Annotated in this window: 15 protein-coding genes; 4 read left to right on the top strand and 11 right to left on the bottom strand. The window is 48.9% G+C overall.

Features of this window, described 5'->3' with window-relative positions:
* Positions 1-64 precede the first annotated feature (64 nt).
* From yghU to AC0KUT_RS01465, 3 genes are all read left to right on the top strand, one after another.
* Positions 65-907: a glutathione-dependent disulfide-bond oxidoreductase gene (yghU, locus tag AC0KUT_RS01475; RefSeq protein WP_488832964.1), complete on the top strand. Its 843-nt coding sequence runs from the start codon at positions 65-67 to the stop codon at positions 905-907.
* Between the two features lie 193 nt (positions 908-1100).
* Positions 1101-1655, top strand: a complete 555-nt coding sequence (locus AC0KUT_RS01470; RefSeq protein ID WP_488832962.1) for a TRAP transporter small permease subunit — start codon at positions 1101-1103, stop codon at positions 1653-1655.
* Positions 1655-3028 carry a TRAP transporter large permease gene (locus tag AC0KUT_RS01465; protein ID WP_488832960.1) on the top strand — a complete coding sequence of 458 codons (1374 nt, stop codon included), beginning with the start codon at positions 1655-1657 and terminating at the stop codon, positions 3026-3028. The genes AC0KUT_RS01470 and AC0KUT_RS01465 overlap by 1 nt, the downstream gene beginning before the upstream one ends.
* Before the next feature lie 64 nt (positions 3029-3092).
* On the opposite strand, the gene rph is transcribed toward AC0KUT_RS01465, so the two are convergent.
* Positions 3093-3815 (bottom strand): ribonuclease PH, encoded by a 723-nt coding sequence (gene rph, locus AC0KUT_RS01460; protein WP_488832959.1) that lies wholly within the window; start codon positions 3813-3815, stop codon positions 3093-3095.
* 161 nt (positions 3816-3976) lie between these two features.
* On the opposite strand from rph, the gene AC0KUT_RS01455 reads away from it, so the two are divergent.
* Positions 3977-4846, top strand: a complete 870-nt coding sequence (locus AC0KUT_RS01455; protein ID WP_488832957.1) for a YicC/YloC family endoribonuclease — start codon at positions 3977-3979, stop codon at positions 4844-4846.
* A 447-nt stretch (positions 4847-5293) separates the two neighbouring features.
* Here the strand turns inward: AC0KUT_RS01455 and AC0KUT_RS01450 are convergent, their stop codons facing one another.
* The 10 genes from AC0KUT_RS01450 to potA form a co-directional block, all read right to left on the bottom strand.
* Complete coding sequence (locus tag AC0KUT_RS01450; protein ID WP_488832955.1) at positions 5294-6541, bottom strand: dicarboxylate/amino acid:cation symporter; 1248 nt, start codon at positions 6539-6541, stop codon at positions 5294-5296.
* Between the two features lie 79 nt (positions 6542-6620).
* The gene (locus AC0KUT_RS01445) at positions 6621-7016 is read right to left on the bottom strand and encodes an MAPEG family protein (protein ID WP_488832954.1); all 396 of its coding nucleotides are present in this window, start codon (positions 7014-7016) and stop codon (positions 6621-6623) included.
* A 31-nt stretch (positions 7017-7047) separates the two neighbouring features.
* Complete coding sequence (locus tag AC0KUT_RS01440; RefSeq protein WP_488832951.1) at positions 7048-8250, bottom strand: heme biosynthesis HemY N-terminal domain-containing protein; 1203 nt, start codon at positions 8248-8250, stop codon at positions 7048-7050.
* Positions 8247-9404, bottom strand: coding sequence for a uroporphyrinogen-III C-methyltransferase (locus AC0KUT_RS01435; protein ID WP_488832950.1), 1158 nt, complete (start codon positions 9402-9404; stop codon positions 8247-8249). The genes AC0KUT_RS01440 and AC0KUT_RS01435 overlap by 4 nt, the downstream gene beginning before the upstream one ends.
* Positions 9405-9472: 68 nt before the next feature.
* Positions 9473-10318, bottom strand: coding sequence for a uroporphyrinogen-III synthase (locus tag AC0KUT_RS01430; RefSeq protein WP_488832949.1), 846 nt, complete (start codon positions 10316-10318; stop codon positions 9473-9475).
* Between the two features lie 4 nt (positions 10319-10322).
* Complete coding sequence (gene hemC / locus AC0KUT_RS01425; RefSeq protein WP_488832948.1) at positions 10323-11264, bottom strand: hydroxymethylbilane synthase; 942 nt, start codon at positions 11262-11264, stop codon at positions 10323-10325.
* Positions 11265-11467: 203 nt separating this feature from the next.
* Positions 11468-12565 carry an extracellular solute-binding protein gene (locus tag AC0KUT_RS01420; protein WP_488832947.1) on the bottom strand — a complete coding sequence of 366 codons (1098 nt, stop codon included), beginning with the start codon at positions 12563-12565 and terminating at the stop codon, positions 11468-11470.
* Between the two features lies 1 nt (position 12566).
* Positions 12567-13334 (bottom strand): spermidine/putrescine ABC transporter permease PotC, encoded by a 768-nt coding sequence (gene potC / locus AC0KUT_RS01415; protein ID WP_488832944.1) that lies wholly within the window; start codon positions 13332-13334, stop codon positions 12567-12569.
* Positions 13318-14187, bottom strand: coding sequence for a spermidine/putrescine ABC transporter permease PotB (gene potB, locus AC0KUT_RS01410; RefSeq protein WP_488832939.1), 870 nt, complete (start codon positions 14185-14187; stop codon positions 13318-13320). Before potB ends, potC begins: the two co-directional genes overlap by 17 nt.
* The gene (potA, locus tag AC0KUT_RS01405) at positions 14174-15277 is read right to left on the bottom strand and encodes a spermidine/putrescine ABC transporter ATP-binding protein PotA (protein WP_488832938.1); all 1104 of its coding nucleotides are present in this window, start codon (positions 15275-15277) and stop codon (positions 14174-14176) included. The genes potB and potA overlap by 14 nt, the downstream gene beginning before the upstream one ends.
* Positions 15278-15287 lie beyond the last annotated feature (10 nt).

Here is a 15287-nt window from a genome sequence, read left to right as displayed (position 1 = left end):
GTTTAGGTGAAACAAACTCGCACCGAGGAACAATTTCCCATTCACCCAACTAAAGGACGATGCTATGAGCACAAATAAACCATACACCCCACCCAAGGTATGGACTTGGGAAAAAGCCAGCGGCGGCACGTTTGCCAGTACCAATCGCCCCATTGCCGGCGCTACTCATGAGAAAGCCCTGTCCATCGGAGTGCATCCATTACAGCTCTACTCACTTGCCACACCCAATGGCGTGAAAGTAACCATCTTGCTGGAAGAGCTGTTGGCATTGGGCAAAACTGAGGCAGAGTACGACGCGTGGCTAATCGACATAGGTAAGGGGGATCAATTTAGCAGTGGTTTTGTGGCAGTTAATCCCAACTCTAAAATCCCCGCGCTACTGGATATGTCCACCACACCGCCCACGCGGGTATTTGAATCGGGGGCGATTCTGCTCTACCTCGCCGAAAAATGTGGCGCTTTTTTACCGACCGAACCAGCAGCCAAAGCTGAGTGCTTGTCTTGGCTATTTTGGCAGATTGGTAGCGCACCTTTTTTAGGTGGGGGCTTCGGCCATTTTTATAGCTATGCACCTGAAAAATTGGAATACCCCATCAATCGCTATGCGATGGAAGTAAAGCGTCAGCTGGATGTATTGGATCGCCATTTGGCTGCGCAGCGCTACCTCTGCGGCGCGGATTACACCATCGCAGACATGGCTAACTACGCGTGGTATGGCGCCTTAGCACTGGGTAAGCTGTATGAAGCGGGGGAGTTTTTAGATGTTAAGTCTTACACTCACGTACAGCGCTGGAGCCAAGAAATTAGCGAACGGCCTGCAGTGCAACGTGGTCAGCGGGTGAACCGCACTTGGGGCGATGAACATTTGCAATTAGCTGAACGTCATAATGCCAGTGACTTGGATTAGGTTGCTATTTAAAGACCCGATATTCATTTTCGATAAAAGTGCCCCCTGCCCTTACGCTCTTATTAGATGCAGCAATTCACGCCTGTCGCGCCCTGCGCGGCAGTCAGCACCACACACCGCCAAATTCGTTATAATCGCGCCTTTCTCGCCCATTCGGCTTTCGCATAACAATAAACAAAAAGTAGCACTGCACATGACCCAAGCAACTCAACCCACCAGCCCCGCGCTACTGCGCTGGCTCGATACTCTTGCAGAAGTAACTGGCCGCAGCACTGCATGGCTAACACTGGCGATGGTGATTATCGCCTGCGTGGTCGTACTACTGCGCAAGCTATTCGATATAGGCTCCATCGCCCTGCAAGAATCAGTCACCTATATGCACGCCATGGTATTTATGCTCGGCACCGCTTTTACGCTGAAACGCGGCGGCCATGTACGCGTAGATATTTTTTATTGCCGCTTTAGCCCGCGCGCGCGGGCTTGGGTCGATGCGCTAGGCAGCTTGGTGCTCACGCTGCCGTTGATGATATTTATCGGTTGGTGCAGCTGGGATTATGTGCTCGATAGCTGGCGCATTCGCGAAGGCTCGGCCGATTCAGGCGGGCTCAGTACGATCTATTTATTGAAGTCTTTACTGCCGCTCATGGCCCTAAGTGTGAGCTTGCAAGCCATAGCAGAATTACTGCGCAATCTACTGACCTTAATGCAACCAGACACTCATGCTGCCACGCTAAAGGAGCAAAACTAATGTTGCTCGAATTAATTCCTCTGCTTATGTTCGCGGCCATTTGCCTGCTCTTAATGCTCGGCTATCCTGTGGCGTTTACTCTCGGTGGCGTTGCCTTGTTCTCCGCTGCGCTGGGCATTCTCGGCGGCGCCTTCGACCCCAACTTACTAAAAAGTTTTCCCGCGCGTCTCTACGGCATTATGAATAACTACACCCTAGTCGCCGTGCCGCTATTTGTGTTTATGGGCGCGGTGTTAGAAAAATCGCGCCTCGCGGAAGACCTGCTTTCCAACATGGCCAAAGCCTGTGGACGTCTACCGGGCGGTTTAGGTATTTCCGTCATTGCCGTAGGCACATTGCTCGCTGCGAGCACGGGAATCGTCGGCGCAACCGTTGTAACCATGGGCCTTATGTCGCTGCCGCTGATGCTCAAACGCGGCTACGCACCGAGCATCGCCTGCGGCACTATTTGCGCGACGGGTACCCTCGGGCAAATTATTCCGCCTTCAATCGCACTAGTCCTCTTGGGCGATGTACTCTCCAGCGCCTTTCAACAAGCACAATTAAAACTCGGTGTGTTTAACCCAAAAACTATTTCAGTGGGTGATTTGTTTGTCGGCGCACTAATACCTGGGTTGCTACTTGTTGTGCTTTATATGGCCTACATACTGATCAGTGCACGCCTGCAGCCGCAATTGATTCCTCCCGTCACTGTCGATGATGCAGAAGAGCACATTCCCAGCTCGCGCTTATTGCTCAGTTTATTACCGGTATTGCTACTAATTGGTTTGGTGCTGGGCTCAATTTTAATGGGCGCCGCTACGCCGACCGAGGCCGCCGGCATAGGCGCACTAGGTGCCTGTTTACTCGCATTGAGTAAAAAACAATTGTGCTGGAAGCGCTTGCGCGAGGTCGCGCAATCTACCACCCAAATTAGCGCCATGATTTTTATGATCTTAATCGGCGCTTCGCTTTTTTCACTGGTGTTTCGCGGCTTTGGCGGCGAAGAATTGGTGCATCACTTCTTCACCCAATTACCCGGCGGCGTATTCACCGCCGTGTTCTTGGTGATGGTAGCGATGTTTTTACTCGGCTTTATTCTCGACTTTATCGAAATTATTTTTGTGGTAGTGCCGATTGTAGGGCCAGTGTTGTTAATGATGGGGGTAGATCCGATTTGGCTGGGCATTATGATCGCGGTAAATTTGCAAACGTCGTTCCTCACGCCGCCTTTTGGCTTTGCACTTTTCTATCTGCGCGGCGTTGCGCCGGACACTATTAAAACCAGCGATATTTATCGCGGTGTGATTCCGTTTATTGTGTTGCAGTTGTTGCTGCTAGTCGCCATGACAATTTGGCCGCAACTGGTAACCTGGCTGCCGGAAAAACTTTAAGTATTTAAAACAAAAAATCGCGCCTGCATGGAGCAAGCGCGATTATTTTTTTACGTCAAAATTGCTACACCTGTGCCAACGCCTGCTGCTGCAATTCGAATAATTCTTTAATACCTTTTTTCGCCAATGCCAACATAGCCGCAAACTCTGCCTCACTAAACGGCTCCGCTTCTGCCGTGCCCTGAATTTCGATAATCCCGCCGTCATCGCCCAGCACCACATTCATATCAGTGTCAGCAGCCGAATCTTCCGGGTAATCCAAATCCAGTACCGGCACACCTTGATAGATGCCCACAGAAACAGACGCTATAGCACGCTTAAGTGGCTCGCCAGTCACCGCACCCTGAGCTTTTAAATGGGCGATGGCATCGGCCAAGGCAACCCAAGCGCCCGTGATAGACGCAGTGCGGGTGCCGCCATCGGCTTGAATAACATCGCAGTCGATATTAATGGTGTTTTCGCCCAAGGCGGTCATATCAATCGCCGCCCGTAGCGAGCGACCAATTAAGCGCTGAATCTCTACGGTGCGACCCGTTTGCTTACCGCGCGCCGCTTCGCGATCCATACGGCTGCCGGTTGAGCGCGGCAACATACCGTATTCCGCCGTGACCCAACCCTGCCCCTTGCCACGCAGGAAAGGCGGAACGCCATTCACCACACTCGCGGTGCAAATAACTTTAGTGTCACCGAACTCCACCAACACCGAACCCTCGGCGTGCTTGGTGTATTTACGTGTAATGCGAATGGGGCGAAGTTGGTCGGGGGTTCTACCACTAGGGCGCTGCATAAGAATTCCTTAAGACAAAAAAATAGATATAAACGAAGGTGTGCTAACATCCCTCATCAATGAAAAAGTGCGCTTTTGAGCAGGGACTTTACCAGCTCTAGGCCACATTTGCCTCTTCATCTTAATGAAAGAACAATAGCCGCCAGCCTTGAGGAATTACTATGCCACGCAGTATGACTGGATTCACCCGCCGTGAAGCTAAACTCCCCTGGGGAACGCTCGTATGGGAAATACGCAGTGTAAACCACCGCTATTTAGAACCTAGCTTCCGCCTACCGGAAGACTTTCGTGAAATAGAACCTGCACTGCGCGACGCCATGCGCAAAAATCTCCAGCGCGGCAAAGTCGAAGCCAGCCTCAGCATTCACTGGGAGCAAGGCGGCGAAACCGAAATGGGGCTAGACCTCAACCGCGTCGCCCAACTCGCCAAAACCGCCCAACACATTAATGGCTTGCTAGGTACAGCGGCAGCTCCGGTAAACCCACTGGAAATCCTCAAGTGGCCAGGCGTTATTCAAAAGCAAGAATTAGATCGCGAGATGCTACACAGCGCCGCCCTCGAACTATTCGATAAAGCACTCATCGGCTTAATTGAACACCGCGCCCGCGAAGGTGCCGAGCTTGAGCAATTAATTTTGCAGCGCTTAGATGCCGTATCCACCCAAGTCGCCGCCGTGCGCAGCCTTATGCCCAGCATACTCGCCGCCCAGCGCGAAAAACTGCAAGCCAAAATCGCCGCTTTGCAAGTAGACCTAGACCCCGAACGACTGGAGCAAGAAATCGTCCTACTCGCCCACAAAGCCGACGTAGACGAAGAGCTCGACCGCCTCGACACCCACGTCATAGAAGTCAAACGCAGCCTAAAACAAACCGACTCCCTCGGCCGCCGTTTAGATTTTTTAATGCAGGAATTAAACCGCGAAGCCAACACACTCTCGTCTAAAAGTATTGTGAGCGAAACGACTCAAGCGGCGGTGGAATTGAAGGTGCTGATCGAGCAGATGCGGGAGCAGATTCAGAATATTGAATAAGATTTTACTTATAAAAGCACACATCAAAAGAAATTGAGCACAATACTTCTCACTTTAAAGTACTAAGGTTAGCTTTTGAGAATAATGTTTCTCAAAAGCCAACCTATCGCAGCCAACCTTGATATGCCTTTCTCGAAGACACAATGCCAGTCGGCAGTATCGGATCAAGAACTTAGGAATTAGTCATCTCTCTCCAGCACAACAGGACTATCAACTCCTCAACCAAAGTACGATTGCTCCTTTTTCACGCAATTACAGAATCACAAAGCGCCACAGACTTTAGCCACTGTGGAAAATTAAAGTCTAAGGGTTCAATCGGAAAAAAAATAGTTGATCCAGACAGAAGTCGCATGAATGCATTTAACGCCACTTTACAAACAGACAATAGTTATATTGCTTTGCGAAATATTACCGCACGCAGAGGAATGTAAAAAACTTGTTGGGCCCTCAGTCATTTTTAGCCGTGAGCTTATCCACCACCAAACTACCTACCAAATCCCCCTCCACATTCACTGCGGTGCGCACCGTGTCGAGCAGGCGATCTATGGGCAGAAGTATGGCGATAGCTTCGGCGGGGAGGCCGACAGATTGCAGTACCATGATCATGGTGACCATTCCGGCACTGGGAATACCCGGTGCGCCCATGGAGGCGATCATGGCGGTGGCGCAGACGATGAGTTGCTGGCCGAGACTGAGATCAATGCCGATTAGGTTAGCCACAAATAATGCGGCGACAGCTTCATAAAGCGCGGTGCCATCCATATTTATGGTGGCGCCAAGCGGCAACACAAAACCGGCTATATTTTTACGTACGCCGAGATTCTCCTCAGCGCAGCGCATAGTGACCGGCAAACTGGCGGCGCTAGAACTGGTAGCAAAGGCGGTGATGATAGCTGCGCGCGCACCGCGCCAAAACCAAAGCGGATTTTTCTTCGTGAACAGCCAAAGTATGAGCGGAAGAACTACAGCACCATGAAGAATCGTTGTTACAAATACCAGCAGCATAAAGCCGCCCAGCGTACTGAGCAGCGCAGTATTCTGTACCGCGATAAGTTGCGTTAAGAGCGCTAATATACCCAGCGGAGCCAGATACATAATCCAACTGACGATGCGCATAATTAAGTCGAGAAACTCTTGCAGCAATTTTAAAATATGCTGATAGCGCTCGCCGCCCATCACTAAGGCTACGCCGACAAAGAGTGCAAAAATCACCACTGCTAATATATTACCTTGCGCTAAAGCGGCAAAAGGATTCTGAAAAAGATTGTGGGTGAACTGAGCGAAAAATTCGCTGGGGCTTAGTTGCTTTGCAGAAAAGTTTTCCATGGCGTGCGCAAAGAGCGATATTTCCATACCCGCACCAGGCTTTACAATGTTGGCCGCAACCAACGCCAACAAAAGTGCCAAGGCCATAGAGCCGAGAAAAAATACAAGCGTTAATTTCCACACGCGCTGCGCTTGGCGATGAGCCTGTAAGTTTGCAACCCCAACCACTATGGAGGCAAACACCAAAGGAATTAATACCATTTTAAGCAAATCGATAAACAGCGTACCAACTATACCGCTGCCATAAAGCACAGCCACCTTAAGAGAACTGTCATCCGCCACCCCCGCAAGCCATAGACCTAGCAATACGCCAATAACACTGGCGAGCATAATTTGTATATTGATGCTGGGCATAGAACGCCTATTCATGTGCTACGAGTAATTGAGAAATACCGAGAGTTAACCAGATTTCAGATGAGAAGGTGGGTTAAGTTTCAGGCAAAAGCCCCTAGGCGAAAAAACGGGTAACCCAATGACCTAAAAGAATTAGAGCAGAGATAAACAACATGCTAAATGTCATCACCATGCCGGCGACGCGGAAGCGAAAATTAACTTTTTCTTGCAGCAAGCCATAGACGTGTGCAATGCGCCCAAAAAACAATAGCGCACCCAATCCATAAACCACAAGCGCTGTGGTAGCTTGAGCTTCCACCAAAAACAGCATGACCAACCCCAAGGGAACATACTCCGCAAAGTTTCCATGAATTCTGATAGCACGCACCAACTCGCGCTCACCGCCATCCCCCAAGGATACCTTTAGGCGGCGACGTAAAGAGACGATGCGGAAGCTGAGCGCAATAAACATCAAAGCTAAGAGTGCAGCGAAAAAAGGTGTAATTTGCATAGTAAATTCTCAAACTGAACAACATTGCCCGCTACTTACCCGCAAGCAGAAGTCCTTGTTGATAAAAATCGGCACTCTTTTTATGCTCACCTAGGTGATCCATCAACCGCGCCAACTCAATATTTGCTTCCATGGTTTTTTGTTGCTGCAGGCTGCGCTGAAAATAATCTCGCGCCAAATCCCATTGCTGGTTACGCACCATTAAGCGCCCTAGACATAGCAACAATTCAGCATCATAGGGCTGGGCTTTTAGCCAGCCTTCGGCACTGTGTATTTGCGCGCGAATTTCACTAACCTGTAAGCGCCCATATAAATTCACCAAGCCATTATCCCACTGGTTGCTCAATGCTTTACGAACCAACACTTCTGCCTCTTGGTCTTGATAGTGTTCCGCTAAAGCCTGCGCATAGACCAGGATTAATGTAGGGGATTTTTGTTGGGCACGGCTAAAACTTTTCCACAAAACTTGAAGTGCAGGTAAGCGCTCAGCAATGAGCAAGTTTTTAGCCTGCACACTAAGGTCGCGAATTTTTTCACTGGCTAATAGATATTCCAGCTCTTCCAGTTCCAATTGGGAAAGCACACGTGCTTTACGCATAACGGGCAGCAATTCTTGCAGTGCCCGCCAGTTCTTTTGCGCCACATAGATATGATGCATTAAATCTAGCACCGCTGGCTGGCGCGGCATTTTAATATCGATAGGCTTGAGGATCGCCAGCGCCGCATCGTAACGCTCAGCCTGCACATGCAAGCGCGCTTCGGTAAGCGCTATAGGCAATTCACTGCTGTGAACAGATTTAGCCATTTCCAAAATTCGGTGCGCTTCATCTTCGTCACCCATTTCAAAACTGCTACGCGCAGCGGCTATGTAGTTGGCGAGGGGGTATTCCACCTTATCAAAGGTGCGCAACAGTTTTTTACGCGCATCGGCCCAATCGCCAATGAGATAATCTACCATTCCAGTTGCAGCGCGCTTTTGCGCGCGCTCTACGCTGCCAAACATAAACATTTCGCGCAGGCGACGCGCCATTTCCAAGCTACTTGTTAAGACTTTGCGCAGAAACCAAAAACACAAATACAGCGCAGTAAGTGCCATAGCTGCGACCCAAAGGGTCATTTCTATGGTTTTAGTGCCATAGGCGATCAGTAGATAACCATCGCCTTGCATCAATAAAAAAATGATGCAGGCAACAATGAGCAAAAAAATTAACGCTTTGAATATTCTGCGTTTCATGGACGCACCCCACGACGAGCTGCGGCTATTTGATCTTTGTGATCAATGTAATCTGCTAGCGCAGAAGAAGTATTGCTGAAGTTAGTGAGCTCGGGAGCAACTTCTTCCTCCTGCAGTGCCTGCAATTCATTGACGGCAGCAACCGCCTGCTCATTAAGCGCGTAATACTGATTAATCCAATTTTGCGCCTTCACTAAACTCTCTGTAAATATTTGCGCTTCATTGCGCAAGAGCGCCACCTGCGCCTGCTCTAACATTAAGCGTAAATTTTGCTGTAAATATTTTTGTTCAGAGGGTGGTAGCACCGCATTGATGGCTTGACCATGATCGCGTACACGCACATAAGCGCTAAGCCGATGCAATACGCTGTAAAATTTACGGGTTAAGGTTTGCTTGAAGGTTTCATTCTCCGGCACCACTTCTTCTACTAAAAAATCTTGCTGATTGCCCAATGGCTCAACAAATGGAATCGAATCAATTTGATTACCCAGTGCGGCCAAGCGCAAAAATATTCCCTCGCGATCAACAATACCTGCCAGTTTTAAAACGGCTATCTCTTCTGCTAAAAGTTTACGTACCGGCATTAGGTCTGCGCGATCAATATCGCGCAGTACGTCATCGGCAGAAATTGCCAATGCCAAGGCATTTTGACTGTCTTGCTCCAACAATAAACGCTGATCAGCAAGGCGCAAGAGATACTGTGCTTCTTGCAACTTCCACTCATCGCGATTGACACTGGAAAGCGACAACAAGCGCGCACTGAATCCACTCATTTGCTCGGTCATTTCATCCAGAGTTTTTTGCACCCCGAGCTGTTGCTCTACCATTTCTTTTTCAATATTTTCACTGAGCATGCGCTGCTGTAATTCCAACGCCTGTTGCTGCTGATCAAATTGCCCGCGCAAACTGTCCACCACCGTCTGCTGCGCAGTGATTTGGCGAAAGCCAAACAGCGAGCCTAAACTCACGGCCGCCACCAACAACACCACAAATAGCCACAAAAGCCCAACACTTATTTTTTGGCTCGCCTGAGCTTTGCTGCTCGCGGCCTTAGGTGCAGACACTTCCGGTCGATTTAAACCTGGCTGACTAGATGCTGGCTCTGCAGGTTGGACAGAAGAAGATGTTGCTTGAGGCGCTTGGGGATCAGTCACAATATTTATCTCTTAATTAAGACGCTGTTAGTTCAGCATCAGTAAAAAATGAATGCCTTAAAAAACGATTAGGTGCAATAGTGTTCCAATGCTTGCGTCATGGCAGTGTCTGTTGCATTTTCAGCCACGATTATTTTTTGCCAACCCATAGACTGCGCACTTTGTGCAACGCGCTCACTCGGTACCAACAGCGGAATTTCAAAGAGATGTTCACGCTGTTCAGCGTTTAATTCACTCGCCAACTCGGCGACTAACTGCTGCAAATTCTGTAAGCTTTCACCACTGTGTACACTTAGAATATCGCGCGGCGAAATAGACGGCGCTAACTGAGCAAAATATCTATCTACCCAGGTACGCAATTGAGCTGCAGCAGCAGTCGGCAATTCACGCCTATAAAGTTCACAGTAATCGACTTTCGCTCCGCGTTGACGCAGAGTCTCGGCTATGTGCCCTCGCCCACCTTGGCCGCGCATGATCAATATTTTTTCATCCAGCGGCGCTTGCAAACTTGCCGCGTGCAATAAACTTTCACTGGTCATACTACCTGCGCTAGCGACTGCCAAATCTTCTACCGCTACACCGTAGCTGGCGAGTAGTTTAGCGGTTGTGGCGCCCACAGCCAAAAAAGATACATTGATCGGCAATTGCGGCCAGTAACGATCAATCCAATCCATTCCCTGCTCGACAGCATTTTGGCTAACAAAAATGACTTTGGCATAGTTGTCCAAATTCATCACGCAATTCTTGATAGCTTGCACCTCATCGACATCGGCCACGGGCACTATAGCGAGTAAGTTCACCGCCTCCGCACTGAAGCCTTGCGCGTGCAAGTGTGCTATCCAAGCTTGCGCCTGGGCCTGCGGGCGCGTGACCAGAATGCGCCAGCCTCTATTGTGCGATACGTCTTGAATCATGGGCTTATTCGGCGTCGGCGTAAACAGCCGCGAGAATTTTATCAGCACCCGCCGCGAGTAAGCGGTCCGCGAGTGCAATACCCATCTGCTCTGCATCGGCAAGGCTGCCGCTAATTTCATCAAACAACATTTGCGTACCATCAGGCGCGCCGACTAAACCGCGCAACCACAAGCCGCCGTCTTTATGCAGCGCATAACAGGCAATGGGCACTTGGCAGCCACCTTGTAAGCGACGATTCATCGCGCGCTCGGCAGTAACTTGCTCGGCGGTAGCTTGATGATGCAGCGGTTTTAACAATTCGATAGTGGCAGTATCTGCGAGGCGACATTCGATACCGACCGCACCCTGGCCACCGGCGGGCAATGACTGCTCAGGTGCCATAAAACTGCGGATACGCTCTTTTAATTCAAGGCGAATCAGGCCCGCAGCAGCGAGGATAATTGCGTCGTATTCACCGTTATCAAGCTTTTGCAGGCGCGTTTGCACATTGCCGCGCAAAAACTTGATGTCCAAATCAGGGCGCAGCGCTAGCAATTGGCACTGACGACGCAAACTTGATGTACCTATTACCGCACCTTGAGGCACGTCATCTAAGGATGCAAAACGATTGGAGACGAAGGCGTCGCGCGCATCTTCGCGCGGACAAATCACCGTCAAACCTAACCCAGCAGGAAACTCCATAGGCACATCTTTCATGGAGTGAACCGCAATATCTGCCTCATTTTCCAGCAATGCAGTTTCTAGCTCTTTCACAAACAAGCCTTTACCGCCTACCTTGGCGAGCGGCACATCGAGAATTTTATCGCCACGACTGGTGAGCGGCACAAGCTCAACCTCCAATTCGGGATGAAATTTTTGTAACTCGGCTTTAACATATTCAGCCTGCCAGAGCGCCAAGAGGCTTTTGCGGGTGGCGATACGGATTTTTGTAGGTTTATTCGACATGAGCATCACACAGTTCTTTGGGAATTATTCGTTCGTACATGATAACACTGGCAGTTGTGCTTTAGGGGCAGGAATGCCCAGTGACATATCAAGCCATCAACTTAAGTCCAATCAATTATTAGGGCAATTTTAACAGTAAATTAGCACCCAAAAAAAACGCCAGCAAATGCTGGCGTTTTTTTCGCGTGGTTTCAGCGCGACAATTATTGACCGGCTTTCAACAACTCCCAGTATTTTTCATAGATCAAGACTGTGTCGCCCAAATCTTGATGGAAGCTGCCCTTGGCAATATCTTCTTTCGAGGGGAACACGGTTTTATTGGTGCGCAAGGCTTCATCCAACAAAGGCATAGCGGCAGTATTGGGCGCAGCATAACCTAACTCTTCAATAGCAGCTTTGGCACTTTCGGCACGCAGCATAAAGTCGATAAACTTGTGCGCATTCTCAAGGTGTTCAGCGCCCTTAGGAATCACGAAACTATCAACCCAAAGTGCAGCGCCCTCTTCTGGATAGATGAACTGTAGGTTGTCCATTTCTTGCTGCGCCATGTAGGCTTCGCCGTTCCAAATCGCGCCGATGCTCACATTGCCTTGAATCAACGGGGTTTTAGGCGAATCAGAGTTGATGACCTTGATACTTGGCCAAAGCGCTTTTAACTTCTCGTATGCCGCTTTAATTTCTTCTTCATTGGTCGAGTTATTTTGGAAACCCGCGACGCGTAAACCCACATAGAAGTTGTCGCGAACGTCGTCCATGATCATTAACTTGCCCGCGTATTCCGGCTTCCACAGGTCAGCCCATTTAGTAATTTTGCTGGCATCAACATCATTGCCATTAACCGCAATCGACGTGGCGCCCCAAAGATAAGGCACGCTGAAGTTATTCTGTGGATCGTAGGCTTTATTCATCATATTGGCATCGAGATTGCCATAATTGCTGAGCAATTCTTTTTTGATGGGCTGAATCAAACCTTCTTTACGCATTTTTTCAACATAGAAAGTTGAGGGAACCGCAATGTCATAGCCCTTGCCATCCATCAGCTTTAGCTTGGCATACATAGCCTCGTTACTTTCGTATGTCGCGTATTCAACTTCTATACCCGTTTCTTTGGTGAACTCTTCCAAAACAGCGGATGGAATGTATTCCGTCCAGTTGTAAATCACCACTTTTTGCGGGCCTGTGGCAGCCGGTTCAGCCACTACCGGTGCACTCACAGCAGGAGTAGCTGCCTCTTCTGTTTTATTGCCTTCAGAACATCCACTTATGACCAAAGCTGCGGCTAATGCCAACCATTTTTTCATCTTATTTATCCTCACGTAAGAGCAGTTGGGAAATGATTACAAGTATTAAAGATACCACCAACAATATTGTCGATATGGCATTTACCTCAGGCGACACACCCACTCGCACCATTGAATACACCTTAAGCGGCAATATTTCATAGCCGGGACCGGTGACAAACGCGCTTACAATAACGTCATCTAGCGACAGTGTAAAACTTAATAACCAGCCTGACGCTACCGCTGGCATGGCCAAGGGCAGGATGATTTTCCAAAACACACGGCTTTCCGTTGCACCAAGATCGCGCGCAGCTTCGAGCATTTTCATGTCAAAGCCTTTTAAGCGCGAGTAAACCGCCACTATCACAAAGGGTAAACAGAAGGTGATATGGCCGATTAGCAAAGACACAAAACCCAACTTAATACCGAGTGCCATAAAGACAATAAGCAGAGAAATGGCCATGACAATTTCCGGCGTCAACATGCTCACAAAGACCAATGATGACAATATCGCCTTACCTTTAAATTGATAACGGTGTAGTGCTACAGCAGCAAGTGTGCCAATTACGGTGGCGAAGGTTGCGGCCACCACTGAAACCGTTAGGGAATTCAAGGCTGCATTCATTAAGCCATCGTTATTCCAAAACTTTTCATACCACTTGAGGGTAAAACCACCCCACTTAATGCCGTACTTTGATGCATTAAAGGAGTTAACTACCAACACTAAAATGGGCAAATAAATTAACGCGAGGATCAAACCGAGAAAGCTAAACCTAAAAATCGGTGCCATTGATGCCTCCCTGCTTGTTCACAAAGCGTGCGGCACGAAAATAGAGCCACAACATAAAGCCTAAGAGCACAATCAATATCACACTAAATGCTGAGCCGAAGGGCCAGTCGCGGGTGTGCAAAAATTGGGTTTTGATAACATTTCCCAGCAAAAGATTTTTCGCCCCACCGAGCAAGTCCGATATATAGAACATACCCATAGCGGGTAAAAGCACCATTAAACAACCCGCCACAATACCCGGCGATGTCAGCGGTACTGTGATGTGCCAAAAGCGACTCCAAGCCCCTGCACCCAAATCTTGGGCCGCATGATGCAAACGCACATCTAACTTTTCTAACGCAGAATAAAGTGGCAATACCATAAAGGGCAGCAGAATATAACAAAGACCCAAAATCACAGCGAACTGGGTATAAAGCAACTGCAGAGGCTTCTCTACCAGCCCCAAACCCAGTAAAGCTTTATTGATGATGCCATGATTACCCAAAATAAATTGAATGGCATAGGTCCGCACCAATGAATTGGTCCAAAACGGCAAGATAACCAAAAATAGAATGACTGGCTGCCAACGCTTAGGGAGGCTGACAATACACATGGCGAAGGGGTAGCCTATCAATAAACATATCACCATGGCCAACAGTGACATGCGCAGCGAATCCCAGAGCACCTTTAAATAAAGTACATCGAGGGTGCGCGTGTAACTATCAATATTGACGGGCAAGCTTACTGTCGCCTGTGGATCGCGGGTTAACACGCTGGTGATGATCACCAACAGATTGGGGAACAGCACAAAGAGTGTCAGCCAGACACTTGCAAGGCCTATTGCCCAAAAACGAAACTGATTAATCTGCTTCATAAGGCAAAACCACTTCCCAGCCGGGAACCCACTTAAGCGCAACCTTTTGATTTAGGCTGTAATCGAATGAGGGATCGTCTTCATCAAAAAACTCACTGGCAATTACCTCAATGCCGGATGGCAAACGAATCAGTGAGTCGAGGGTTTTGCCTTTATAATTGCGCTCTACTATTGAGCCAACCAAATATTGATCAGGATGAGGGTCATCCAAATATTCCACGCGCACATCTTCAGGGCGCAAGAGCACATTCACTCTGTCGCCAACCTTAAAGTTATGCTCTGCATGCAAGCGCCACTTCAACCCCTCTACTTTCACTTCGTATTCATGACTGCCATCAACCGCTACTATTTCACCATCAAGCTGATTAATTTCACCGATAAATTTGGCGACGAATAAATTGGCAGGTTGCTCGTAGATTTCGCGCGGAGTACCTAACTGCTGCACTTTGCCTTTGTTCATTACCACCACGCGATCTGACATGGACAGCGCCTCTTCTTGGTCGTGAGTCACATAGACAAAGGTAATGCCCAGCTTGCGCTGCAAACGCTTCAATTCAATTTGCATCTGCTGGCGTAATTTATAATCCAATGCGGATAAGGATTCATCTAAAAGTAGCAACTTGGGACGATTTACTACCGCACGCGCTATAGCGACGCGCTGTTGCTGACCACCAGAGAGCTGCGCGGGTTTGCGCTGTGCGAAGTCGCCAAGGCGCACCATCTCTAGGGCTTCCGTCACGCGCGCAGGAATTTCGCTTTTCGCCACACCACTCATGCGCAAACCAAAAGCGACATTTTCAAACACGGACATATGCGGAAATAACGCATAGCTTTGAAACACAGTATTCACAGGACGTTTTTCAGCGGGTAATTGCGCGATATTTTCACCCACCAACTCTATAGTGCCCGTGTCAGCCTCTTCGAGGCCGGCAATCATGCGCAGCACTGTTGTTTTACCGCAGCCAGATGGTCCCAAAAGCGTAAAAAATTCACCATCAAAAATACTTAAATCAAAGCTATCTAGCACATTATTGCTGCCATAGGTCTTGGATAAGTTTTTAAGAATTAGCAGGGGGCGCGGTTCATTCACCTGGACTGTG

Source organism: Cellvibrio sp. 25HG11W-0 (assembly GCF_057815475.1).
This window is presented reverse-complemented; position numbering and strand designations above follow the sequence as displayed.